The following is a 23,943-nucleotide window of genomic DNA, read 5'->3' as shown; positions in this document are numbered from 1 at the left end:
AGGGGGCGTGGCGCCTTAACGGCACCCGCCTCTTCCGAGATCCGCGTCCGCGGCCGTCGCGGCAGCGTCCAGGTCGTCCGCGAGCAACTCGACCAAGCCCGCCTCGCCTTCTCGGACATCGCCCGCGCCCGCGACCTGGCCGGGTCTTCCAGGACCTGGTCCCATACCGCCGAGGTCACCTCCTGCTGGAGTGGATCCGCCGGACCGAAGGCGACGGTCACGGACCATGCGCTCCTTCGCCAGATTCCTCCGCCAGGACCTCGACACGGTCGCCACCGGCCTCACACACGACTGGAGTTCGGGAATGATGCAAGGCCGCGTCAGCCACGTGAAAACCTCGAGCGGGCCACATCCGGCCGGGCGTCCTTCCGACTCCCCCGCCTCCGGATCCTCACCCGACCATGAGGTCCACGGAACTCCAGACTGAGCCAAAATCGGTGATCTCCATCAGTGTTGCCCGGCATCTTGCGGCTGCCGCCCAACGAGCCGCGCGGGGGACGAAACTGGCATGTCTGCTCGGTTGTCCCTGGGCGAACCTGGTGCGTGGTGGCGCACAGTTCAGTCTCGGCGGCGGCGGATCCAGGCTTGCTCCAGGAAATGGAACAGCTCTGGGCTGTACAGGCATCGTGCTTGGGTTTCGGCGAATTCAGCGGCATAGGCTCGGAATGTCTCGGGGGCTTCCTCGGCGAGAGAGAGGAAGCGCCTGTTGACGCGGACCGCAGGGCGTGCGAGTTGTTCGACGGCGGTGGAGATGGCGCATTCGATGGCGTCGGGGGCGACGACTTCGTCGCAGACTTGCTGAGCCTCTGGGGCGTGGGCGTCGAATCGTTTGCCGATGAGGATCATCTGACGGGCCAGTCGGCCGCCGAGGGCCCGGGCCAGTCGCAGGCTGCCCAGGCCGGGCAGAACGCCGACCTCGACGGTACGCAGCGAGAAGTAGGCGTCCGATGCGGTGATGACGTGGTCGAAGAGGGGCAGCACTTGCAGCCCGGCTCCGTGACAGAAGGTCTCGACAACGGCCAGCCATGGCTTTCCCCCCGCATCCGGGTCGTCGTCGGGGCGGGGCAGCAGCCCGTGTTGGATCTTGCTGACGACGGCGAGTTCGCGCCGCAGGACGAAGTCTGTGTAGGAGATGCGGCCGTTGTGCAGGTCGGTGAGGTTGATGCCGGCGTTGAAAATGCGCCGGCCCCGAAACCTGGGATGCGTCATGATCCCGCCGCGCAGGACGCACACCGTGGTGTCGGGGTCGAGCAGTGCGAGGTCGACAGCGGTCTCCAGGTCTTCGATCAGGGTGTCATCCTCGGCGTTGATGCAGTGGTCGTTGTGCAGCGTCAGGTGCGTCGCGCCGTTGCTGCGGTGGATGGCCACCGTGCCCAAGCGGATGTGGCCGTCTGTGCGGAATGGGGGCAGGAGTCGGCTTGCGCGGGGTGTGGGGTAGCGCATGCTGTCGAGGAGGTGAGAGCCCGCGGTGGGCTGGGCGAGCAGTGCGCGGACGAGGATGCCCTGATCGATCTCGCGCCCCTCCTTGGCGCTTTGCCGGTGACGGCGTTCAGCGGTGATCTGCTCGTGGCTCGGGGTGAGGCCGGGGATCTGGGCGGCGGCCTGATAGGCCAGTTCGGCCAGGCGGAGCCGGTTGTTGCGGGCGTCGGTGAGCATGTCGTACACCGTGGCGGCGTGCAGCGACAGGAATGCCCGGCGGGCCTGTCGGCAGTACTGGTGGGCGCGGTGTGCGGTGCGGCGTTCCTCGTCGCCGCGCTCGGCTGGAGCGGGCAGCGCGGCGAAGGTGTCCTCGCCGGCTTGAAGATGGTCGGTGAGGTGCCTGCAGGCTTTGTCGAAAGGTTCGTCGAAGTTCGGTGGGCTGGTTTGCGAGGTCAGGTTCACGGGGTTCCTCGGCGGCGACGAGTGGGGGCGGTGCGGGTGAGGCGCAGGCCGCTTATCGCGGCGGCCAACGTGCCGTCTGCGGTGGTGAGGCCGACATCGGCCAGACAGTGCTGGTCACTGACGTCGGTCAGGCGCAGGTGGATGTGATGTGCGGGTCGGTGGTGACGGTGCAAGGTGAGTGCGTCGATGCCCGTGGCGCGGATCGGCCCGCGGTTGATGGCGTAGTGGTCGATCCAGACGGCGATCGCCAGGTTGATCGCGGCATCCAGGGCAGCCGTGGCGGTGTCGGCTTGAGGCTCGCCGGGGTCGAGTTCGGCGTAGGCCAAGTCGTCGACGGGGTGTATGCGGATGTTGGTGGGACCGGCGAGTGCTGGACCGGGTTCGGCTTCGTGGTGGTGACGCAGATGGTGCTGCAGCGCGGCGGCCTCGATGGCCCGCCACCGGGCCGCCTCCGGCGTCTCTGCCGGTACGGTATTCGCGCGTGTGGGCGTGCGGACGGCATTGGCCTGGACGCAGGTTCGGGCGTTGCCGCCGACGCCGGTGACGATCTGAAGGCGGACGGAGTCGTCTTCGATGACGGCCTGGGTCGTCACAGTGGGCTCGGAGTCGACGGCGATCGTGTGGCACAGCGCTACTTCCTGTAGTTGCACTGTGTCTGCCCCGAGCACGGTGGAGACGGACTGCGCAAGCATCGCCGCGATGCCACTGACCGGGATGACGGTGGCGTCGGCCAGTCGGTTGCCGGCCAGCCAAGGCTGGCGCCTAGGACTGACAGGGCTTTGCCACAGGTGCAGGTGGGGCCGGTGCGGGTCGTGGACATGTCCGCCCAGCAGCGGATGCTGTGCGGCAGCCAGGGACGCGACCGGCACCATGGAGTAGGGCTGTTCGCCGCCATGGCGTTGCCGTTGCCAGGTGCGGGTGGGGATGTCTATGACGTACCCGTCGCTGTAGTGGGATTCCCAGTCCACGTGGTGTCCCAGACAGTGCAGGGTCGCCAGCCGCTGCAGGAACGTCTCTTGATCGTCCTGGCCACGGTGGGTAGTGCCGATGGCGATGACGTCAGCGCCGGCGCTGGCTGCGGTAGCCGAGATGGCCCGCGCGACGAGCGGGTGCGGCGCGCATTCGATGAACAGTCGGTATCCGTCAGCCACTGCTGCCTCGACGGCAGATCGGAACCGTACCGTCTGCCGCTGGTTGCGGACCCAGTAGTCGGGATTGAGCAGTCCGGGGTCGCGGGGATCGGGGCCGACAGTGGTGTACAGGGGGGTGTAGGGCTCGCGGGCCTTGATACCGGTGACGGCGGCGGCGAGTTGCTCCAGGATCGGGTCCATCTGGGCTGAGTGGGACGCGACATCGACATCGATCATCCGAGTGGTGACGTCGCAGGCCTCCCACTGCGTGACCAGGTCCCGGACCCCGGCCGCAGTGCCGGCAATTACGGTGGCTTGCGGCGATGTCTCGACGGCGACGCACACGTCGTCGGCGCCAGCAGCCTCGATGGTCGCCTGCACCGTGTCGCGGTCCAGCAGGACCGAAGCCATCGCTCCTCCCGTGGTCTTCGCCAGCAGCGGGGCTCGACGGCAGACCACGGTGACGCCGTCGGCCAGGCTCAGTGCGCCGGCCACAACGGCAGCCGCTACCTCACCCAGTGATTGGCCGATAACCGCGGACGGGTGCACTCCCCAGGACCGCCAGAGGTTGGCCAGAGCCACCTGCACGGCGAACAGGACGGGTTGGATGCGCTCGACTCCGAGCAGTTCTTCGGGGTGAGTGAGCAGGTGGCGCACCGAGATCCCGGACAATTCGGCCACCAGGGGTTCGATGTCATCCATGGTTTGAGTGAACGCAGGCTCGACGTCCAACAGCGCCCGTCCCATGCCCGGCCATTGCGACCCTTGGCCGCTGAACACGAACACGGCGCCGGCCTGCGGTGCCAGTGTGTCGGCCCGGCCTGCGACGGCTTGCTCGGCAGGGGCGCCGTCCAGGGTTCGCCGACAGCGTTCGGCGAGCTCTACCGCAGTGCGGGCGATGATCGCCTGCCGGAGTTGGTGGTGTCGCCGCCGCGTGGCCAGAGTGTGCGCGGCGGCGGTGAGGCTGGTGTGTGCGCTATCGCCGAGGGCCCATTCACCCAGCCGACCAGTTGCCGCGGCCAGGGCTTCGGGGGTGTCTGCTGAGAGCAGGAACACCATCGCGTTGCCGTCATGCGGTTCCGGAGGCGGCGGGGGCGAGGCCTGCATGACGGCGTAGGCGGTGGCCGCGCGCACCACTGCCAGCTCTGACCGCGGGGTCTTGGCCTCGGGCTGGAGGTGGTCGCCGGATGTGGTGCGCGTATGGCTCAAGGTCTGCGCTGCCAAGATCAGCGAGGTCAGGTCGGAGACGCAGCCGGTGTGCCCCACGACGGGCAGCGGCGACAGCGGCTGAAGCCGATGCCGGTCGGCGGCACCGAGACCGTCCTGAAGGATCTGCGCCGCATGGGTGCCCAAGCCAGACAAGTCCAGCAGCTGTAATGCGGCGGCGGTGCCTGCGCCTTGGAGCATTTGTTGAAGGCCCTGGTTGCCCTTTCCGCGGAGGGGGGCGACGTCCAGGATCACGGCCAAAATCGGGTCGCGGTCGCGGCGCGCATCGGTCAGCCGTTTGAGCACCAGGGCGGCGGCCGCCTCGCCGGGCAGCGCTTGGATGCCCACGGCGGACAGCTGGCTGCGGCGCAGTTGGTAGGCCAAGGGAGTGAGCATCAGTTCGGCGGCGCCGGCCACGGCCAGATCGCAGTCCCCGGCGAGCAGAGCCGCCCGAGCCAGCCAAACAGCGATCAGTCCGCCTGGGCCGTCGGCGTCCACGGCCAGCGCGGCACCGTCAAAGGCCAGCCCGGCGGTCACTTGCCGGACCTGCGCCCCGGTGCGGCCGGCGGCCAGATAGGCGGCGGCGTCGCGGTCACCGGCCGGCCTGGCCTCGCGTACCGGGTGATCGGCGCCGCTCAGCGCGGCATACATGTCGGCCCGGAGGCCTGTGGCCGGATCGATGGGGATGCCCGCGCGGTCCATCGCCTCCCAGGTCACCTCCTGCAAGACCCGGGCGTGCGGGTCGGTGCTGGCCCATGTGACGGGATCGGCGCACAGCTGCGCTGGGTCCCACGCCCACGGGTCGCCGTCCAGGAAGAACCCGCGAGAGACGCTGGAGGTATCTCTCACCGCCTCGTCCCTGCCGCAGCGTGTGGACGGGATCGGGCCGCTGACGTCGGCCCGGTTGGTGGCCAGTTCCCACAGGCTGTGCGCACTGTTGACCTGGCCGGCGAAGCGGCAGCCGATGCCGACGACCGCGATCGCTGTCTCATCGTTCATGCCGGAAGCCCCAGTACATCGGTGTGGGACCTGACGAACCCGCGCAGCGTCGGATTGGCGGCAAACGCGGTGGAGCGTAGTGGCTGGCGCAGTTCTGCGCTGAGCCGGGCGACCACGTCGATAAGGATCAGCGAGTCCAGGCCCAGATCGAACAGGTTGTGTTCGGCGTTGGGCAGTTGGCCTGCGGGCATCGCCAGGATCCGGGCGACGTGGTCTTGCAGGAACCTGATCACCAGGTCTTCACGCTCGGTGGGAGCGGCGACCGCCAGCTTGGCCGCCAGGCCCTCGCTGTCGTGCCGCCGTGTCGCGGCAGCCGGGTCCACCCAGTGTCGTCGGTGCTCGAACGGGGTGCTTGGCAGCGGAACGCGGCGGCAGCCGCGGTCGGCGTACAGAGACGCCCAGTCCAAGTCGATACCGGCGACCCACAGTTCGGCTGCCCGCTCCAGGAGGTGTACGAGGGCCGTGTCCGGCTCCTGAGGTAGGCACAGGCCCAATTCCATGCGTGGCCCGTCTCCTCCGGACCCGTCCACTGCGAACCACTGGGTGTCGTCCGCTGATTGGCTGCTGGAATCATGGGCCTGGGCGAGAGCGTCAGCGAGGGGCATGTCACCGGAGAGGCAGGCGGCGAGCTGCATGGCCGGGGCGGTGCCGGCGACGGCGGACGGGTGTACGCCCCAGGACTGCCACAACCGAGCCAGAGCGTAGTGTGCGAGCAACTCGGCGGATTCCCCGCCGGCGGTCAGGACGGCCTGGTAGTCATCGGTGCACTCGGCCAGGATCGGGCCAAGCCCGGGCAGTGTCTGCGACACCTTCAGCACCGTCGGTCCGCAGCCGATGCCGGGAGTGGTGAAGGCGAGCGTAGGTGTGTGGTCGGGGGCCCGGCCGGTTGTCAGCCGGTCTTCATCGGCCACCGCCAGCGTGAATGCGGCATCCCGGGAACTGACCGCGACCAGCGCCAGCCTATGGGGATCCTGGCGCCGCCCGGTGGCCAACGTCATGGCCACGTCGTCCAGGCGGAGCTCCTGGTGGCGCTTGAGGTGTCGGCCCAAAGCCGCGGCGGCGGATTCCAGTGCCGCAGCCGACCGCGCCGACAGGATGATCAGTTCTGGTCCTGACCCCATGGGCCGCGCCGGAGTGTGCGGGGCCTCCTCCAGGATCAGGTGGGCGTTGGTGCCGCCGATACCGAAGGCACTGACGCCGGCTCGGCGGGGGGTGGTGCCGCGCGGCCAGTCGCCCAGTTCGGTGTTGACGAAGAAGGGACTGTGGGTGAAGTCGATGCCGGGGTTGGGATCGGTGTAGTTCAGACTCGGTACCAGCGTGCGGTAGCGCAGCATCATCGCGGTCTTGATGAGCCCGGCCATGCCGGCCGCTGTGTCCAGGTGGCCGATGTTGGTCTTTACCGACCCGAGCGCGCAAAAGCCGGCGAGGTCGGTGAACTGGCGGTATGCATGGGTCAGCGCTGCCACCTCGATGGGGTCACCCATCAATGTGGCAGTGCCATGCGCCTCCACGTAGGAAACGGTCGCCGGATCGACATCGGCGGCTGCCAGCGCGGCCAGGACGACTGACGTCTGTCCCTGCACGCTGGGGGCAGTGTAACCGGCCTTTGTCGCACCGTCGTTGTTGACAGCGCTGCCGCGAATGACCGCGTGGACGAAGTCAGCGTCGGTCAGCGCGGCGCGCAGCGGCTTCAGCAGCACGGCCCCAACGCCGTTCCCGAAAACGGTTCCCTCAGCGCGAGCGTCGAACGCCCGGCAGCTCCCGTCCGGTGAGGCGATCATCCCCTCCTGGTACAGGTACCCCGCGGTCTGCGGCACCGCCAGCCGGCTGGCGCCGGCGATCGCCATCTCGCACTCACCGCTGAGCAGGCTCAAACACGCGGTATGGACGGCCACGAGCGAGGTGGAGCAGGCGGTGTTCAATACGATGCCCGGGCCCTGCAGGTTCAGCGCGTAGGCCACCCTGGAGGCCAGGAAGTCCTTGTCACTGGCGATCATCAACCGCCACCGGTCCAGTGGTGTACCGGTTTCGTAGCGGTCACGCAGGTTGTTGAGAAGGTAGGTGTTCAGGCCCGCCCCTGCGAACACGCCGACCAGTCCGTGGCGCCCGTCGGGTCGGTATCCGGCGTTCTCCAACAGCTCCACGGCGCACTCCAGGAACTGCCGATGCTGTGGGTCCATGATCTCCGCCTCGTCGGCGGTGAGGCCGAACAGGTCGGCGTCGAACTCTTCGGCGCCGGCCAGTATCTGAGCCGCCCTGACGTAGCGGGGGTCGTCCAGGTCCGCCGGGTCGCCGCCGGCGGCCAGCAGTTGCTCGTCGGTGAAGAAGGTGGTGCTCTCCTCGCCCTCACTCAGGTTCTGCCAGAACTTGTCGGCGCTCGTGGCCCCGGGAACCCGGCAGGCCATCCCGATGATGGCGATGTCGGTGTCGCGGACGTCGTCGATGTTCACAGGTGGCCCTCCGTCAGCCAAGGTTGATGCCCATTACGTCGGCGGTGCGTCGAAGATCGAGAAAGCTGGCCGCCACGAACCTGGCGGCCGGCTCCGGGGCGTCCAGTCGCAAGAAGAGCTGCACCAGGTCCTGCTCGTGCTGTGCGGGGTCGCCGTGCCCGTGGGCCAGGTCGACCGTGATCTCTTTCAGCCGCCGCTCGATCGACGGCAGGTCGGCCGCGCGGGGGAACTGGATGCTGAAGGTGTTCCTGGCCGCCTGTCCGCTGTGGTGCACCGCCCGCAAGTGGCTTGCCGCGTTGAGCTTGTAGAACATGCATCCCCACCGGGTCAGGGAGTAGTAGTTCAGCAGCGGGAACAACGTGCAGTGCGTCTCGATCGGCGAGGACTCATACAACCCCTTGGCCCGCAACTCTGCGGCGATCGCGTCGGAGTCGTAGCGGTGGCTGGACGCTATGAATGGGTAGACGATCTTGGGGAGTTCGTCGTCGTCGGCGAACAGGAGCGTCTCCAGGTCGTCGCCGAAGATCTCGGAGGCCAGTGCCGCACCGAAAGTCTTGTGGAAGTCACGCACGATGGTGCGCACCCGCGGCTCCTCGGTCAGGAGTTGCTGCGGATCGGCGCACTGGATCAGGTAGGGGATCCGATGGCGCACCGCGACCTTTATCGCCCGGATGATCCAGAAGTTGCGGCAGGAGATGCAGGGCAGCTTCTCGTCAAGGTACCGGCCAGGACCGGTGTCCGACGGGCGGTTGAAGACCTCGCGCATCATCGTGGTGATGCCGACGTCGTCGCGATCGCTGACGAAAGTCGCGGCAATGCGCGCGCGGGCACGGTCGATGTTTGCCGCGGCGTGATGGCTTTCGAACGGCACCTCGAAGGTGTAGGCCAGAACTCGCTTCCCGTGCTCGTTGACGTACTTGTCGAGCAGGTAGGTGCTGTCCTTTCCACCGCTGTACATCAAGAGCATGTCGTACTGGCCGTGTGGGCTCGGGCCGGAGGCCGCGAACTCGTCGTAGACCTCGGTGGCGTACTGAGCGTTGGCGAGCACCTCGGCTGCGATGTCCAGTCGGCACAAGTTGCAGATCTCGTCTGCATCCAGGCTGATGCCCGGGTGGTCGGCGGCGAGCGTGCAGATCCGGCAGTAGGTCACTGTGATTTCCCTCCGTCGCGGCCCCGTACGAGCCGGGCCCGGCGCTGATCCAGCCTGGACGTGCTGCGCCGCCCACCCGTCGTCGGCGGTGCGCTCCCGTGTGGCGCGTCCAGGAACGCCGCGAGCAGGCGGATCGTCGGGTAGGTGTACGCATCCAGGCCACTGACCTGGGTACCTAGCTGACGCAGAGCGGCGACCATGTGCATGAGCAACAGCGAGTCCCCGCCAGCGTCGAAGAAGTTCTCCTCGACATCGACCGCCCCCACACCCAGCAGCCGCCGCCAGATCTCGGCGACCGTCCGCTCGGTGGCCGAACGCGGCCCACGGCCGTCCGCCGGCGCCACATCGGGCCGGGGCAGCGCACGAAGGTCAACCTTGCCGTTGAGGGTCCGGGGGATGTGCTCCAGCAAGGTCGCCGTCGCCGGGACCATGTAGGCCGGCAGCCTGGCCGACAGCCACGCGCGCAGCTGCGACGGCTGCGGCTGATGCCCGGGAGCTGCCACGACGTAGGCGGTCAGCCGCACCGAGTCGGGGCTGGTGGCGTCGACGGCGACGACGGCGTCGGCGACCGCGGGGTGTTCGCGCAACGCCTGCTCGATCTCACCGGGTTCGACGCGGTAGCCGCGCAACTTGATCTGCCGGTCGGTCCGCCCCCGGAACTCGTACCTGCCGTCCGGCAGTCGGCGCACCAGGTCGCCGGTGCGGTATAGCCGGTCGGGCGCGCCCGGATCGCCCAGGAAGCGGCTGGCGGTCAGCTCCGGCTGTCCCAGATACCCCTCGGCGACCCCTTCGCCGCCGATGCACAGTTCGCCTTCCCGCCCGTCCAGAACAGGCTCCCCCTGGCCGTCCAGGACTACGAAGCGGGTGTTGGCGATGGGACGGCCCAGTGTGACGGCCTCGCCCGTACCGACGTTCGCCACCGCTGACCAGATCGTGGTCTCGGTCGGCCCGTACATGTTCCACAGCTCTCCCGCCCGTGCCACCAGAGACCGGGCCAGGTCCGGCGGCAGTGCCTCGCCCCCGCACAGGACCCTGAGCCCTGGACCGCCGACCCATCCAGCGGTGAGCAGCATCCGCCATGTCGCCGGGGTCGCCTGCATGATCGTCGGGTGGGTTCGTTCCAGGAGTTCGCGCAGTGCGAATCCGTCGGCCGCGGTCTCAGCCGGTGCGATGACCACGCTGGCGCCCGTGACCAGCGGCAGGAGAAGCTCCAGGCCCGCGATGTCAAAGCACACGGTCGTGACCGCGAGCAGCCGGTCTCCGGCGGCGCAGCCCGGCGAGGTGGCCATCGCGCACAGCAGGTTTGTCAGCGCCCGATGGCCCACGACCACCCCCTTGGGCCGCCCCGTCGAGCCAGAGGTGTACACGACATATGCGCGGCGGTCCGGGTCGGCGTCGTCAGCCGGGTCCGCAGCGCTTTCGTCGATCAGCATCCGCTCGGCGTCGAGGTCTACCACGCGCAGCCCAGCGGCAGGCAGGGACATCCTGGTGCTGCCATCGGCCAGGACCCAGGGGACCGCGGCGTCGCGCAGCATGGCCTCGATCCGTGCCGGCGGGTAGATCGGATCCACGGGCACGTACGCCCCGCCAGTCATCATCACGGCGAGCAGCCCGACTGGCAGAGTGGTGGTCCGCGGCAGGCACACCCCGACCAAAGTGCCAGGCCCCACCCCCAGGCCACGCAGGTAAGCGGCCAACCGCCGGGCGTGCTCGAGCAACTCGCGGTAGGTCATCGAGCCATCGGACGCCTCAACAGCCACCGCTTGGGGACGACGCCGAGCCTGTTCTTCGAACAGGTGGCTGGTGCAGCGGTCGCGGGGGTAGGCGACGGGCTCCACGTCGGCGGCGCCCGCGGTGGCCGAATGCGGCGAAGCCGTGCGAGCGACAGCGTCCGCAGGACCAGCCAGCCGCGCTAGTGCTGTGCGCAAGTCAGCCAGCATCATGGCGACCGTGGTCTCGTCGATACGACACCGGTCGAAGCCTGCTTTGACCGTCAGGCGGTCCCCCTGGTAAACGGTCACGGTGAGCGGGTAGTGCGCGCGCTCTTCCAACTGGAATTGGCGGTGGCGCCATGCTCCGCCTAAGGCACGCAACTGCTCGGCGGCGGGACGGTTGTCGAACACGAGGACGCTGTCGAACAGCGGCGTGCCGCGGCTGATGCCGCACCAGTCGGCGATGCTGCGCAGCGGCGTGTACTCGACCTGCCGCAGTTCCACGTAGCGGCGCCGCACCTCGTCCAACAGCCGGGCGGTGGACACCCCTTCGGCGATAGTGACCCGCAACGGCAGGGTATTCATGAGCAGACCCACCATGTCGGCACCGCCGGGATGGAACCCTCGGCAGGACTTTGTGATGCCGAACAACACATCGTCCCGGCCGCTGTGCCCCTGCAGCACCAGTGCCCAAGCCGCGAGAACGAGCGTGTTGACAGTGACCCGGTGTTCGGCCGCCGCACGAACCAGGGCGGCAGTCGCAGACTCGTCGATCTCCCGGACGATGGCACCGGACAGATCCCGGCCCGGCCGCATGCCTGACCCGACGGTCCCGGGCAACGGCGTGGGCAGTTGCGCGCCGGCCAGGCGGCCGCGCCAGAACCGCGCGGCAGCTGAGTAGTCCTGTTGGGCGAGCCAGTCGACATAGAAGGAGAAGCCCCTGCGGGTCGGAAGGTCCGTGCCTCCCTCGTAAAGGTGCATCAGCTCCTGCAGCAAGATCGCGTACGAGCGGCCGTCCATCAGCGCGTGATGGGAGGTCCACACCAGCGTGGTGCCTTCGCCGGTCGCCCCCCAGGCGAACCGGAGCGCTGGCTGCTCGGCCGGCGAGAGTGGCGCCGCCCGGTCTTGGGCGAGGAAGTCGGCCAGCCGCCCGGCGCCTGCAGGGCCGGACCAGTCGTGTCGCGAGGCAACCACCATTGGCTCGGAGAGGACCTCCTGGCGGGCGTCCTGCGGATCGTCAAGGTGGAACACGGTCCGCAGAATCGGATGACGCTCGCAGAGGCTGCGCAACGCCGCACGCCACCGCGCCTGGTCGACCGCTCCCGGCAGCGTCAGGATCTTCTGCTGTACGTAGACACCGTCGTCGGGTGAGGTCATCGAGTGCAGCAACATGCCGTGCTGCAGTGGCGTCAACGGGAAGGCCGAGTGACGATCCACAGAACCCCCTGACTCTTGCCGTAGACGGTGTTGGTGGCGATGTACTCGCGCGGGCCACCCACAGCGGTGCTCTGCCCGTGCACTTCGATGACGCCAACCCCGCCGGGGTGCGTCGTCCGCCGGAATACCTGCTGCTGCATCTCGGTCGAAGTTGCGGTCAGACGGCTTCCCTGCCCGTCATTCGCGACCGCGCTGCCCGTGATCACCGCCAGCACCCGGGCCGCCGGACATCCGCCGGACGGCCCGCCGGAACTGGGCCCACCGCGGACGTCTCCTCGATCGCCGGACGCCACAACACCAGGAGTTCCCACCCCGCCGGGAAATCGGCAGGATGCCTCGATCACCGAGATCGGTTCCGCACTCGACGCAGACACGACCCACCGCCTACTCGGCGATCGCCGTGCGGTAGGTGAACCGAAACACCGGCAACGACCGGCCCTCGAAGCGCACGACATCATCGGCCCGCTCGAAATGCTGATGGCAGCCGTAGTACGGGACGGAGACACGCTCCGGCAGCGTCAGCGCGTCCAGTTCGAAAACTGGCTCCATACCCTCCGGAGCTCCACAGAGAAGGATCGTGATCACCGCATATCACTCCCAGCACAGGTCTCGGCCGCACAACGCCAGGCATAAGGAAGTCAGGAATGGACACGAGAAGGGTGTGCGTACATCGAACGGCAGAAGGCGATCGTGACCTGCATCAGAGGAGCAGAGGCACGCCTGTTGACCGAACGATGTACGGCACCTCCGCGGTCCACCGGCATGACCGCCAGACCTGCTCGCCACAACATGGAACGCCCGGGCAACCGCCTGATGAAAGGTCCAGGACGCAGTATTGCGGGGCACTCATTGCAATAAAGTGCCATTGTGAAATGCGTGATGCCGTCACCTAAGTTGACACCTAAGGCATCGGGCATACATGTGGAGCGACAGCCACCGCTTTACACGGAGACCGCCGAGGTACGCCTAGCTGGTGTCGACGCCGTCACCAAGAAGTACGTCGCTGCGCGGAACCCAACCGACAGGAGGAGTCCGCAGATCTCCGGGTCATCTCGGATGGACTCGCACTGGCACTCCCGCCAGTTTTCCCTGGTGGTGGAGTCACGCCGACACCAGTAGCGGCCCCGCGCGCCCTCAGATCGTCAGCCGGGTTGCGCTCGGTGGATGCTGACCGCAGAGCCGCCGTCCTCGTAGGGTCGGCGCCCCACGTCGCGAATCGGAGGGAACGACCGATGTCCGGCTTCTGGGCCACCGGCATGGAATGGCCGGGATCGGGGTGTCACGAAACTGAGATCGCGAAACGTCCACCGCTACCTCCATACCGCCTGCTCGTTCACCGACCCGAGCAGGGCGGGCGCAGGTCGATGCGGGAACCGCTATGGTGCCGCTGGTGCGGACAGACCTGTGTCTGCACCAGCGGCCCTGCCTGACGGCGGGGCCTTTTCGTTGTCCCCTGCTCTGCTCACCCTGACCGGCCTGGCGGCACTGATGGTCCATGGGCGCATCGCCGGGCAGGCGATGCGCCGGGGTCGATCGGAGGATCTGCCGCAGATGCTGGAGACCAGTGGTAGGAGGCGGGTTGCGACAGCACCTTCACCAGAGCAGTTCACCAAGTCCAGCCAGGCCGGGCCCGGTTACGCCCTTGCCCCCTGGGCAGTCAGGTGCCACGCGCGCCCGCTGACCTCCCCGCTTTGTCAGGTACAGCAGCTCCTTGGGATCACGTCAGCATGTTGACTCTCTGCACGTCCCGAGATTCTTCCGCAACACAGATTCACAAGCTCACAAGATTGCCCAGTGTGCGACGAGTCTCCGACCTAATGCTTCTTGACGGTGCGTGATGCCGACGGTGTACTTCCTAGACGCGGAAATCCATACAGCGCTTATTTTCGGATAAGAGATGGCGAGGATCAATGTTGCAGCAGGCAGTCGTGCAGTGCCCCTGTGAGAAATTGATCCTTAAGCGGCGGCCGGAGGATTTCAGGGTTGTGGAATCACCGATGCCCGAGGCGTGTTCGCCTGCGCAAGGCGCTTGGCAGTATCTGCGGTTATGGAAGCGTGGCTATACGACGTTCGAGGCAGTTGCGCTCATTGCCAAGTACTTCGCGTGCGCTGAGGCAGAGGTGGGGTATGCCGGGCTGAAGGATGAGGATGCCGTCACCGAGCAGACGGTGTCCTTGCCTGCCGGAGTAGGGCAAGTTGAGGTTGATGGCTTCAACCGCCGCTATGCTGCTGCCGGTTCGGAGCGGCTGCTCTGGCTTGCGCCGCTGGGTTATGCGAGTGAGCCTCTCCAGGTGGGCCGGCTGCTTGGCAACGGGTTTCGTATCTCCGTACGGAATTTACGGCCGGCCGTAGCCGCAAGGATTGCGGGGCAACGTCACAGCATCTTGTTCCTCAACTACTATGACGTTCAACGGTTCGGGGTGCCTGGTGGGCCACGCTCCAGTCACTTGATCGGCCGGGCTCTCCGGGACGGCCGATATGCGGAGGCTTTGGCGCTGGTGGCGGATTCACAATCACCGCAAGCGGCCTCCGCCTCACTTTGGAATGGAAGCCCAGAGGAATTCTTCAGTCGGCTCGATCCCCGGGTGGTTTCGCTGTACCACAACGCTGCCTCCGCACATGCGTGGAACGACCGGCTCGCAGGGCTTCTCCGCGACGGGTACGACGCGAGTACGGGAATGTCCCGAGAGGGGCTGCCCTTCCGGTTCGCAGACGATCAGGAAACGCTGGCGCACCTGCTCGCCACGGGCCCAGAGCTGCTTTACCGAAAGCACCGGCCGGGGCCCGACCGCGCCATCACTCACAAGGTTTCCAGCCGCGCCACGGTTCTGCAGTCCCAGATCGAGGCGGGCCCCATGGACGAGGACGCGTTCTATCCAGGTCGAATGTGCTGCGACCTGTCGCTGTTCCTGCCCGCCGGTGCCTACGCCACCATGGCGCTGGCCCAGTTTCTCCACCAGCGGGTCTGTTGCGCCGCCAACATGCCCGCCGCCACCGCGCGTTCGAAGCTCAACTGAAGAACTCACTGACTGGACCCGGTAGCGCGTGCCGAGGAACGCCCCATCCGGAACGTCGCCGAACAGGCGCGTAATCCTAGGCCCTCGCCCGCTGCCGGGTCCATCCCGACGGATGCTGCACAGCCATCGACCCTTGCTGTGGCACCTGCCCAGCCAGGATCGACGGCAAGGTGCGCTGTGTGCGGGCGGGCTGTGTTCTGGCGCGCCCGTGAACGAATGACGGACTACCTCTGCGGTTCTCACTATCTGGGGAATGTGCCATGTGCGGGATTGTCGGGCAGGTGGATTACAGCAGCGATCTACGCGATTCGCGTAATGCCGTGCTGGCCATGGCTCGCACTATGGCGAACCGTGGCCCGGATGACGAGGGAACCTGGACCAGCCGGCGCGCGGCCCTTGGGCATCGGCGGTTGGCAGTGATCGATCTGGCTGGCGGCAAGCAGCCGATGGCCCGGGGGCAAGAGGACGGTCCGGCGGTTGCTCTCACCTTCAGCGGAGAGATCTACAACTATCGTGAGCTGCGGGCACAGTTGGTCGATCTTGGCCACGAGTTTCGCACCGTCAGCGATACCGAGGTGTTGGTGCACGCCTACCTCCAGTGGGGCAAGGCAGTGGCCGGCCGTCTCAACGGAATGTTCGCGTTCGCCATCTGGGACGGCCGTAGCGATGAGCTTGTGCTGTGCCGTGACCGACTGGGCATCAAGCCGCTGTATTACACCCCCACGGCGAGCGGGGTCATTTTCGGCTCGGAGGCAAAGGCGCTCTTCGCCGGCGACGGGATTCGCCCCATGCTCGACCTGGATGGTCTGCGTGAACTGCTCTTGAACGCCAGCCTGGTGAGAAGGCCGGGGCATGCGGTGTTCCAGGGGATCCGAGAGGTCGAGCCAGGCTGCCTGGTGACCGTTGCCGCATCGGGAATCACCGAACAACGCTATTGGGATGTAGAGGCTCAACCGCACTGTGACGACCAGGCGTCCACCATCGCCCGCGTCCGTTCCCTGCTGGAGGACATCGTCGAACGCCAGCTCGTGGCCGACGTTCCGGTGTGTGTCCTGCTCTCCGGTGGACTGGACTCCAGCACGCTCACCGCTCTGGCGGGGCGCGCACTACACCGTCACGGCCGGTCACGAGTGCGGTCCATCGGGCTGACCTACGAGGCACAGGCCGACGGCAGATCAACTGACGCGCTACGTACGACTCTCGACGACCCATACATTCTGCTGATGTCCGACCACGTCGGCACCTCCCATACCGACGTGCGTATCACATCCGATGACCTCACACGTACGGACACGATCCGAGCCTGCACAGGAGCACGTGACCTTCCCTATCTGGGCAACTTCGACGCTTCCCTGTATCTGCTGAGCAAGGCCACGCGCGAGCATGCAACCGTTGCCCTGTCCGGAGAAGGAGCAGATGAGTTCTTTGCCGGATACCCGTGGTTCCACGAGCCCTTTGACCCCGATGACCAGCAGCTGCCGTGGCTCGCGATACAGGGCTTCGGCTCCGAGCACACCATCTTCTCCCCTGCGCTCGTCGACCGGCTCGATATGCCGGGTACTCGCCGTTCACTGTGCAGAGCGGCGTTCGATTCCGCTCCCGTCGCCGACGGCTTGTCTGACGCCGAACGGTGCACGCGGCAGATGACCTACCTGCATCTCAAGCATCACCTGCCGGCGCTGCTGGACCGGAAGGACCGGCTGAGCATGGCCGCCGGCCTCGAGATCCGGGTCCCGTTCTGCGACCACCGACTCGTGGAGTACCTGTACAACATCCCCTGGTCGTTGAAGACCTTCGACGGCCGGGAAAAGAGCCTCTTGCGCGCCGCGGCCCGCGATTTGCTGCCGTCGGCCGTTGCCAACCGCAAGAAGAGTGCCTTCCCTCTCATGCGACACCCGGGCTATGCCGCCTCACTGGGACAGGCCGTCGGCGAGATCCTGCGCACCGCAGGTCCTGTCACCCCGCTGCTCGACATCACCACGGTGCGCGGGCTCATCGAGCACGTGGACCAGGCTGACGTCGCGCGGCTGCATTCATTGGAGTTCCTGCTGGCCCTCAATACCTGGCTTCAGGAGTACGCCGTGGAGGTACACATATGAACGCACGCTTTGGGTCGCGAGAGGCCAAAGACTCAAGCGGGCCGATGGTCAAGACCGGCTCAGCCCGACGCGAGACCGAGCCGGCCGCCGCCACAGACATCGTGCAAGTGGCCGGCATCGTGGACGAGTCCGAGGCGAGAATGCTGCTGGACGCCGGTGTGGACTGGCTGGGGATCCCGTTGAGACTGGCGGTGCACCACGAAGACGTCGATGACGCCGAGGCCGCCGATATCGTCCGCCGGGTGGGAATGCAGCCCTTCACTCTCATCACCTATCTGGACCGCGCGGCCGACATCGCCAAACTGTGTCAGCGCCTGAACGTCTCGCGCGTACAACTGCACGGCAGCATCCACCCGCGCGAGCTCCGGGAACTCCGCGACTGCGCGCCTGACCTGGTGGTCCTCAAGAGCATCGTTGTCCGGGCCGGCGACACCGAAGCGCCCTGCGCCCTGGTCGAGCGCTTCACCCCTTACGTCGATGCGTTCATCACCGACACGTACGACCCGGTTACGGGCGCTTCCGGCGCGACCGGGCTGACACACGACTGGCGCGTCAGCCGCGCAATCGTGGCATCGACTACGCGCCCTGTGATCCTCGCGGGCGGCCTGCGCCCGGACAACGTCGCCGACGCCATCCGCGCTGTCCGCCCGGCCGGCGTCGACGTCCACACAGGAATCGAGCAATCGAACGGCAGGAAGGACCCCCTCCTCACCCAGGCGTTCGTTGCCCATGCCCGTGCTGCCTTCAACACGTACAGGACCGGACCGGCTGAGAAACCTCGCCGCATATGAAGAGCATGAGGTCAAGGATGATCCAGCTTCCTGACTACGCTGCCCGCATGTTCGCCGAGGAGGACGCCCGGTCTCCGGCTCATATGGCGGACGCGTTCACCGACGTCGCCACCCTGGGCAGGCTGTGTCGTGGGGCGCTGTCCCTGGCTCGGCCCGGTCCCACCCGCGAGCTGTTCTGCACCACCGTGGCCCATTTCACGAAGGCCTGCCGCGAAGCCGTCGAACAGTACTTGAGCAACGCGGCCGGCCTCGACAACCTGACAGAACTGTTCATCCAGAGCCTGTTCTCAACCGGGCTCCCGGCACAGTCTCATGCATGTCGTGACGAGCTGACGGTGCATCGCGCCAGGCTCTCCGCGTACGTCAGCTCTGTCGTGACACGAACTCTTCCACGCCGACCGGAATTGAATCTCCTGTCCTACGGCGGTGGCGACTGCTTTCACGAGGTGGAGATCGCCCGCCAGGCGGTGGCATCCGGGCTGACCCAGCACGTGAATCTGTACCGCTTTGATCCCCTCGGGGCCGAGGACGGTATCGCCGTGAACCTGTCGGAGGCGGACCTGCACGCCTCCGCGTCCCTCCCACGCATGGACCTCGTCACCGCTTTCAACTGCCTGCACCACGTCCGGCCTGCCGACCGCTGGGGGCAAGTCGCTGCCGTGCTGCGCTGTTTGTCCCGCCCGGGCTCGCTCGCGATCTGGGAGGAAAGCCTCTGCGCCCCGGCATCGCGTCACCACAACCTCGTCGGACGTGCCCACTCCCTGTTCCTGATGCAGATCGACGTTCTCTGGAATGCCCTCATGTCCCCGCAGTGGGTACAAAGCAGCGGTCTAGCCGATGACATGGCCTTCTTCATCCGCTACCTCACTGCCGAAGACCTGAGCGACATCCTCGGTCATCTCCCGCAACCGACCTCCTACAAGGTTCACCCGGTCACGGACGCAGACGGCTTTGGCTCCACCCTCCTGATGCACCGCCTGCTCCCCCACAGGCCGGCCGTGCCCAATAGCGCCTGACCACCTGACCAGAGGCAGGCAGACCATGACTGATCCCTTGCTCACCTGGATCAAGCGAAACGGTGTCCTCCACGGAGATTTCCTCTCCACCACCGGCGCCAGGATCGACACGTACATAGATGTCCGCGCACTCGCCTTCGCGGATGAGACAGCACCGCTGCTCGCCGACGCGATGCTTGAGTTGACCGCGCATCTCGCCTACGACGCCGTCGGCGGCCCCGCCCTTGCCGCGGTACCGATCGCCTGCTCGATGGCCCACACCGCACGCGTACAAGGACGACACCTGGACACCTACGCGGTTCGTGGAAGCCCCAAGCCGTATGGCCGCATGCGCCGGATCGAAGGCCCCGATCTCGCCGGCCGGCGTGTACTTGTCGTCGACGATGTCTGCGATTCGGGGCGGGCGGCCCTGGCCGCGGTGGACGCGCTCCAGGAGGCCAAGGCAGACGTGGCGGCCGTCGCCGTCGTGGTCGATCGGGGACGCCAAGGCCGGATTCGGCTGCGGAACATGCCTCTCCTGAGTCTGTACGACGCGCATGACCTTGGGTCCCCATAACGACAGAGACCCCGGTCATGCGGATCGCGCCCCTGCGCTGCAAGGCCGTCTCTCGGGGAGATAGCACGGCCACCGCCGGGTGTACCCGCCGGTGGCCAGTGCGCTCAGCACCCAACAATTCGAGGGCTCTGCCATGGCACCAACCGCCGGTCTCTAAAGCGCGGGCAGCACCACGCTCAGGGTGGCTCCGGGTTGGATGCCGTACGAGGCGAAGGTCTGGGTGTCTTCGAGGCGCTTGCCCGCGTAGATCAGCCTCTGCTGGTCGGGCGGCAGGCCCTCCTTGGCCTGGATTACTTCTTTGACCCTCAGGAGGATGTCGTTGCGGTCGAATTCGACGGCAATGTTCTTGCCCTTGAGCGTCTTGACGAAGATGGGCATCTTGGCGGCGATCATGTGGCGAGCGCCGGGAAAGATCTGCCGCTTCTTCGCCACCGACAGGTCGGCGTGGACGGAGACGCCGGGCGCCTTGCCTGTCACTGTGAGGTGCAGTGCCGAGGATGTGACTCCTTCGGTTGCTCCTTGTCCGGTCACAGCGATTTCATTGACGGCGAGTTGACCGTTGACCGGCACCTGGACCACTTTGGTGCCGAGAGTGACGGGGACGCTGCTGGTGACGGCAGTCCGCCAGCTCTGCGACGTCGGGCCGGACGGCAGCGACACCGGGCTACCAGAGACATACAGCGCACCGAGCTGGGTGATGCCGTCGCATTTGGCAGTGCGGGTGGCTTCCTCGGCGGTGCAGGCCAGTGCGCCGGTGAGCCCTTCCGCGCGGATCAGATCGCCCAGCAGACGCACGTCCTGGACCGTGGAGATGGACGAGCCGAGCCGCCGCTTCGGAGCGGCCTCAACCTTGTTGTTGGACACATAGCCGCCGATGTCCTGCAGTTGTGCCACACGTGGGTGCAATGGCTTACCGGCTGACACCGTGCCCTGGGTGCGGTCGGCATCGCCCAGCGAATTCTGTTCGGCCTCGACTTCGCAATCGATCTTCGTGGTGCGCTTGCCTGACGGGGTACTCACGGTGACCGTTCCGGAGAGCGCGCAGATCCGGTTGCGTGCATCCTGCTCCTTCACCTGTGCCGAGGCCGGCTGTAAACCTGCCGCCAAGACTGGCATGGCGCAGAGGACTGACGTAAGTGCCATTCTCAGTCTCAAAGTGTTCCGCCTTTCCCACACGACACGGAAATTAGTCGCACGTGCCGAATTCATGAATGCAATCTTTAGGGGGGTGATTTTAGGGTGTGCGCGAGAGCTTGCCCGCGATCGACACAGCGGCACCGGGCGGCAGCATGCCGACCACTCGATCGCCCGAGTTCTTCGGCATGTCGTGACCCACCGATCACTTCTGCCTGAGCGAGACCACGATGTCCCCGCCCAGGGGCGGCCAGAGGCCGACTACCGATGTCGCGCAGCGGACAAGTCGCTGCGGGCGAGGTCAATCTCCAACACGCTCCACCAGCTGAAAGGCCAGGCACACCAGAGGGGTGTGGGGCTCAACTGGCGTACCTACGTGCTCCCAGAAGCGCTGATGGCCGACCTGCCACTCTTCGAGCGAGGCATCGCCCTCGCCTTCAGCCGCGGCGTGCTCCCATGTCACTTCACCGAAAGTCCTGATCTCTACGCCGGTGATCTCGACGGTCGCAATGGCCTGACCCGCGTTGTCCAGCAGGGCGAGCCGCTCCCCCACGAACTCAAGCCCCTCGGTCTCCTCGACGTACTCCCCAAGGAGACCAGTCGTCGCGGACTTCCTTCCGGCCAGCACAAGCGAGTTGAGCCGATCCCGTATCGCGCCTGCTGCTCCCAGTTCAAGAGCACGCATGCCATTTACTCGGGGCCACATTGCCGCATCGCCACACCTGGGTCTCTCGGGTCACTTGCCAGTATCGATGGACTCACTCGGGATCATATGTCGCAGCCGTGGCAACCGGTGGCGCCCCCTGAGCAGGCCGGGGCCTTGGTGCATGACCCGCCTCAGCCGCAGGCAACGGACCGGCACCGTACCGGTGCCGGTCCGTTCACTTCGGATCCTCCTGAGTCTTCGTTTCTGGCCGTCCGCGCCAATTGCCGCTCTCCAGGCCGGATTTCGGGGCGCGTCTGGGCTTGCCGGATGGGTCCTGGCGGATAGGTCCTGGCGGACAGGTCTTAACGTACGACGGCGAAGCTCTGGTTCGCCGACCGTACTGAAGCAGGACGGACGCTTCGAGGCGGTGGCCAATCGGCCGGCCTTACGTAAACGTCAGTGTTGCTGCGCCTGTCACCTCTGTGATGCCCTGGCCACTCACACAACCTATTGGGGCGCCGAGGGGCACCAGAACTGCTTCGTTGGTCATCATCTGACCTTCAAACCGCCCGCTTTGCACTGTGCCCGTAGATACGAGGACCACCCCGACCAGAGGGCGGGAGACGACGGCAGTGGTGAAGGGGATGACACTCTCTTCGCCGTTACCCCATTCGACGGTCAGCGTCCCCGAGGAGGAGTTCAGGTTGGGGGCACATGAGAGCATGCCGCTCCCGCTTGCTTCGTAGTGCGCAGTCTGTCCTTCGAGGTCGAGTGGGCACGAAAGGTCGGCGCTGCCGGTGAAGTTGACCGTCTGTGGAGTCGGGGTCAAGCCTGGGCTGTAAGTCGTCGTTGAGGTTCCGGCGCAAGTGGACAGCGGATCGGAGAGGCTTCCCGGCGCGGCTTGCGCCGTAGAACTGGTGCCTGCCGCGACGCCGAGCAGGCAAGCCATTGCGAGTGCAGCTCCAGAAATCCTCCCGCGCCTCGATTTTCTTGAGACGCCGCTCCGCAATATTATGAATAGCGATCTCACGGGCCAGTCCTTCCTTTTGGGATTCATGGACGCATGATGGGTGGTCGCATTTTTTTCTTCAGGCGATTGAGATGCGATTCCTTCCGGCGGACATCTCCATCTACGTCATTGCGCGCGACTGCCGAGACACTGGGAGAGTTGATCGCGTGGCCGTGTCTTCGTCTTCGTGCGTGGTCCAGCAGGGATGCGCAACCATGAGGTGAGCGTCCCTGCGCTCAACTCCCGTGCCCAGAGGTGCGACCCGGGCGTTTGGGAGCATCGGGTGCAATCCAGGGGGCGCGCGGATGCGTTGCGCCCTGGTCTCGATGCACCCTGGCGCTGCGCCAGAGGTCGGCTGCCCCCTTGACTACGAAGATGGCCATGCTCAGTAGCGCGACGGGGCAAGCAGGCCGCTCAGATCTGCCAGTCGCGCAGGCGGTCCGCGGCACCGAACACATCGGCCTTCCCGGACAGCACGTCCCGGGCGAGGTCGACGAGGGCGCCATAGGGAGGGTCGATCCCGACGCCGCTGATGTGCATGTAGGCGACCGCGACCGAGCAGGCGAAGCGTGCGTTGGCCGAGGGCAGGGGCTTCAGGAGCACCAGGGTGTGCAGGAGTGCCGCGGCGCGCCAGGCCGGGTCGCTGGTGACGCCGAGGCGGGGCGGGTCCACGCGGTGGCGGGCCACGGCGGCGACCAGCGCCGAGAAGTCGTTGACCGTGGGCTGGTGGGGGAGGACTTCCTCATGCCGCTGCAGGAGCCAGGGCACGTCGACCGTGATGATGGGAGCCATCGTCAGGCGGCCTGGCCTGCGCCGCGGGGGGTGGGCTCGTCGTCCGGGAAGGCCGCGGCGAACTCGTCCCGGCTCGCGGCGAAGTACCGGCGGAACACCTCGGCGCCCTCCTCCAGCGCGCGGTGGCGGGCGATGTCGGCGGCGGCCGCGGCGCGGACCACGGCCTTGAGCGAGGTGCCGCGCTCCTTGGCGATCGCGCGCAGGTCCTCAAGCTCACGGTCGCTGAATTCCACATTGAGTGCCGCCATGACAGCACCGTACCTCTGCGGTACCAGTCTGTAAATAACCGCAGGTGGGAGAGCATAGAGGGCGGTACCGGGTGCGTGGTGACGAGGGAGGGTCCGCTCGCGGAGAGGGACGGACTACAGGCCGATCTCAATGTCCTCGACGTCGGTGAATTCCACCGTCAGGTCGTGGGCCCGGCGTCCGTTGTCACGGAAGTAGTGCTCGCCCAGGCCCTGTGCGGCGATCTGCCGGAGCTGTTCCTCGGTGGCGCCCGCGTCGCGGGCGGCGAACAGCTGCTGGGCCCAGTGCGGGGACAGGGCCTGGGTGATGTCGCGGACGCGGGCGTCGTCGGTGGTGCCCGGTGCCGCGGTGAAGCCGAAGCGGGCGCGGGTGGCGACGACGATCCCGTCCGTGGATGCCGCCCTCTCCTTGGCCTTCGCCCGGATCTGCGGCTGCCATCGCCTGGTCACTTCCCTCTCCAGGCGTGCGGCGAGGTCCTTGCGGGGCCGTTTGAGCTGCCCCGCCACGTACCGCTCCACCGTGCGCGGGGAGATCCCGAGCAGCTGTGCGACAGCCTTCGTCGTCTTGACTTGCTTGACCAAGTACTTCATCCGCGCCTGCGCGGACTTGGGGACGGGGCGGGTGAACGCCCCCTCCAGCGCCTGGTCCAGGCTCTCGCCGAGCTGGTCCACG

The 23,943-nt window shown here is 66.8% G+C and carries 17 protein-coding genes; 5 read left to right on the top strand and 12 right to left on the bottom strand.

Features of this window, described 5'->3' with window-relative positions; translation table 11 throughout:
- Positions 1-558: 558 nt before the first annotated feature.
- From ACIBKX_RS33835 to ACIBKX_RS33805, 7 genes are all read right to left on the bottom strand, one after another.
- Positions 559-1,881, bottom strand: a complete 1,323-nt coding sequence (locus ACIBKX_RS33835; RefSeq protein WP_363276303.1) for an enoyl-CoA hydratase/isomerase family protein — start codon at positions 1,879-1,881, stop codon at positions 559-561.
- On the bottom strand, positions 1,878-5,216 hold the full coding sequence (locus ACIBKX_RS33830) for an acyltransferase domain-containing protein (protein ID WP_363276304.1): 3,339 nt from the start codon (positions 5,214-5,216) through the stop codon (positions 1,878-1,880). Before ACIBKX_RS33830 ends, ACIBKX_RS33835 begins: the two co-directional genes overlap by 4 nt.
- Complete coding sequence (locus ACIBKX_RS33825; protein ID WP_363276305.1) at positions 5,213-7,666, bottom strand: beta-ketoacyl synthase N-terminal-like domain-containing protein; 2,454 nt, start codon at positions 7,664-7,666, stop codon at positions 5,213-5,215. Before ACIBKX_RS33825 ends, ACIBKX_RS33830 begins: the two co-directional genes overlap by 4 nt.
- Before the next feature lie 13 nt (positions 7,667-7,679).
- Positions 7,680-8,816: an OzmP gene (locus ACIBKX_RS33820; RefSeq protein WP_363276306.1), complete on the bottom strand. Its 1,137-nt coding sequence runs from the start codon at positions 8,814-8,816 to the stop codon at positions 7,680-7,682.
- The gene (locus ACIBKX_RS33815; protein ID WP_363276307.1) at positions 8,813-11,965 is read right to left on the bottom strand and encodes an amino acid adenylation domain-containing protein; all 3,153 of its coding nucleotides are present in this window, start codon (positions 11,963-11,965) and stop codon (positions 8,813-8,815) included. Before ACIBKX_RS33815 ends, ACIBKX_RS33820 begins: the two co-directional genes overlap by 4 nt.
- Complete coding sequence (locus tag ACIBKX_RS33810) at positions 11,938-12,171, bottom strand: hypothetical protein (RefSeq protein WP_363276308.1); 234 nt, start codon at positions 12,169-12,171, stop codon at positions 11,938-11,940. Before ACIBKX_RS33810 ends, ACIBKX_RS33815 begins: the two co-directional genes overlap by 28 nt.
- A 178-nt stretch (positions 12,172-12,349) precedes the next feature.
- Positions 12,350-12,550 carry a DUF5988 family protein gene (locus ACIBKX_RS33805; protein WP_363276309.1) on the bottom strand — a complete coding sequence of 67 codons (201 nt, stop codon included), beginning with the start codon at positions 12,548-12,550 and terminating at the stop codon, positions 12,350-12,352.
- A 1,325-nt stretch (positions 12,551-13,875) separates the two neighbouring features.
- Between ACIBKX_RS33805 and truD the strand changes: the two genes are divergently transcribed.
- The 5 genes from truD to ACIBKX_RS33780 all read left to right on the top strand — a co-directional run bounded on the left by truD (position 13,876) and on the right by ACIBKX_RS33780 (position 19,444).
- Positions 13,876-14,982, top strand: coding sequence for a tRNA pseudouridine(13) synthase TruD (gene truD / locus ACIBKX_RS33800; protein ID WP_363276310.1), 1,107 nt, complete (start codon positions 13,876-13,878; stop codon positions 14,980-14,982).
- A 260-nt stretch (positions 14,983-15,242) separates the two neighbouring features.
- Positions 15,243-17,081 carry an asparagine synthase (glutamine-hydrolyzing) gene (gene asnB / locus ACIBKX_RS33795; protein WP_363276311.1) on the top strand — a complete coding sequence of 613 codons (1,839 nt, stop codon included), beginning with the start codon at positions 15,243-15,245 and terminating at the stop codon, positions 17,079-17,081.
- Positions 17,078-17,872, top strand: coding sequence for a phosphoribosylanthranilate isomerase (locus ACIBKX_RS33790; protein WP_363276312.1), 795 nt, complete (start codon positions 17,078-17,080; stop codon positions 17,870-17,872). The genes asnB and ACIBKX_RS33790 overlap by 4 nt, the downstream gene beginning before the upstream one ends.
- Before the next feature lie 47 nt (positions 17,873-17,919).
- The gene (locus ACIBKX_RS33785) at positions 17,920-18,888 is read left to right on the top strand and encodes a class I SAM-dependent methyltransferase (protein WP_363276313.1); all 969 of its coding nucleotides are present in this window, start codon (positions 17,920-17,922) and stop codon (positions 18,886-18,888) included.
- A 25-nt stretch (positions 18,889-18,913) separates the two neighbouring features.
- Positions 18,914-19,444: a phosphoribosyltransferase family protein gene (locus tag ACIBKX_RS33780; RefSeq protein WP_363276314.1), complete on the top strand. Its 531-nt coding sequence runs from the start codon at positions 18,914-18,916 to the stop codon at positions 19,442-19,444.
- 153 nt (positions 19,445-19,597) lie between these two features.
- Here ACIBKX_RS33780 and ACIBKX_RS33775 read toward each other — a convergent pair whose 3' ends face one another.
- The 5 genes from ACIBKX_RS33775 to tpg form a co-directional block, all read right to left on the bottom strand.
- Positions 19,598-20,518, bottom strand: coding sequence for a ubiquitin family protein (locus ACIBKX_RS33775; protein ID WP_363276315.1), 921 nt, complete (start codon positions 20,516-20,518; stop codon positions 19,598-19,600).
- A gap of 361 nt (positions 20,519-20,879) precedes the next feature.
- The gene (locus ACIBKX_RS33770) at positions 20,880-21,263 is read right to left on the bottom strand and encodes an ASCH domain-containing protein (RefSeq protein WP_363276316.1); all 384 of its coding nucleotides are present in this window, start codon (positions 21,261-21,263) and stop codon (positions 20,880-20,882) included.
- A 1,384-nt stretch (positions 21,264-22,647) separates the two neighbouring features.
- Positions 22,648-23,025, bottom strand: coding sequence for a toxin Doc (locus ACIBKX_RS33765; RefSeq protein ID WP_363276317.1), 378 nt, complete (start codon positions 23,023-23,025; stop codon positions 22,648-22,650).
- 2 nt (positions 23,026-23,027) lie between these two features.
- Positions 23,028-23,273, bottom strand: coding sequence for a hypothetical protein (locus ACIBKX_RS33760; protein ID WP_363276318.1), 246 nt, complete (start codon positions 23,271-23,273; stop codon positions 23,028-23,030).
- A 114-nt stretch (positions 23,274-23,387) separates the two neighbouring features.
- Positions 23,388-23,942 carry a telomere-protecting terminal protein Tpg gene (gene tpg, locus ACIBKX_RS33755; RefSeq protein WP_363276319.1) on the bottom strand — a complete coding sequence of 185 codons (555 nt, stop codon included), beginning with the start codon at positions 23,940-23,942 and terminating at the stop codon, positions 23,388-23,390.
- Between the last annotated feature and the right edge of the window lies 1 nt (position 23,943).

This window comes from Streptomyces sp. NPDC050658, from assembly GCF_044457025.1.
Taxonomy (GTDB): domain Bacteria; phylum Actinomycetota; class Actinomycetes; order Streptomycetales; family Streptomycetaceae; genus Streptomyces.
Note: the sequence above shows the minus strand (reverse complement) of the source record. Positions and strands in the feature narration are given on the sequence as shown.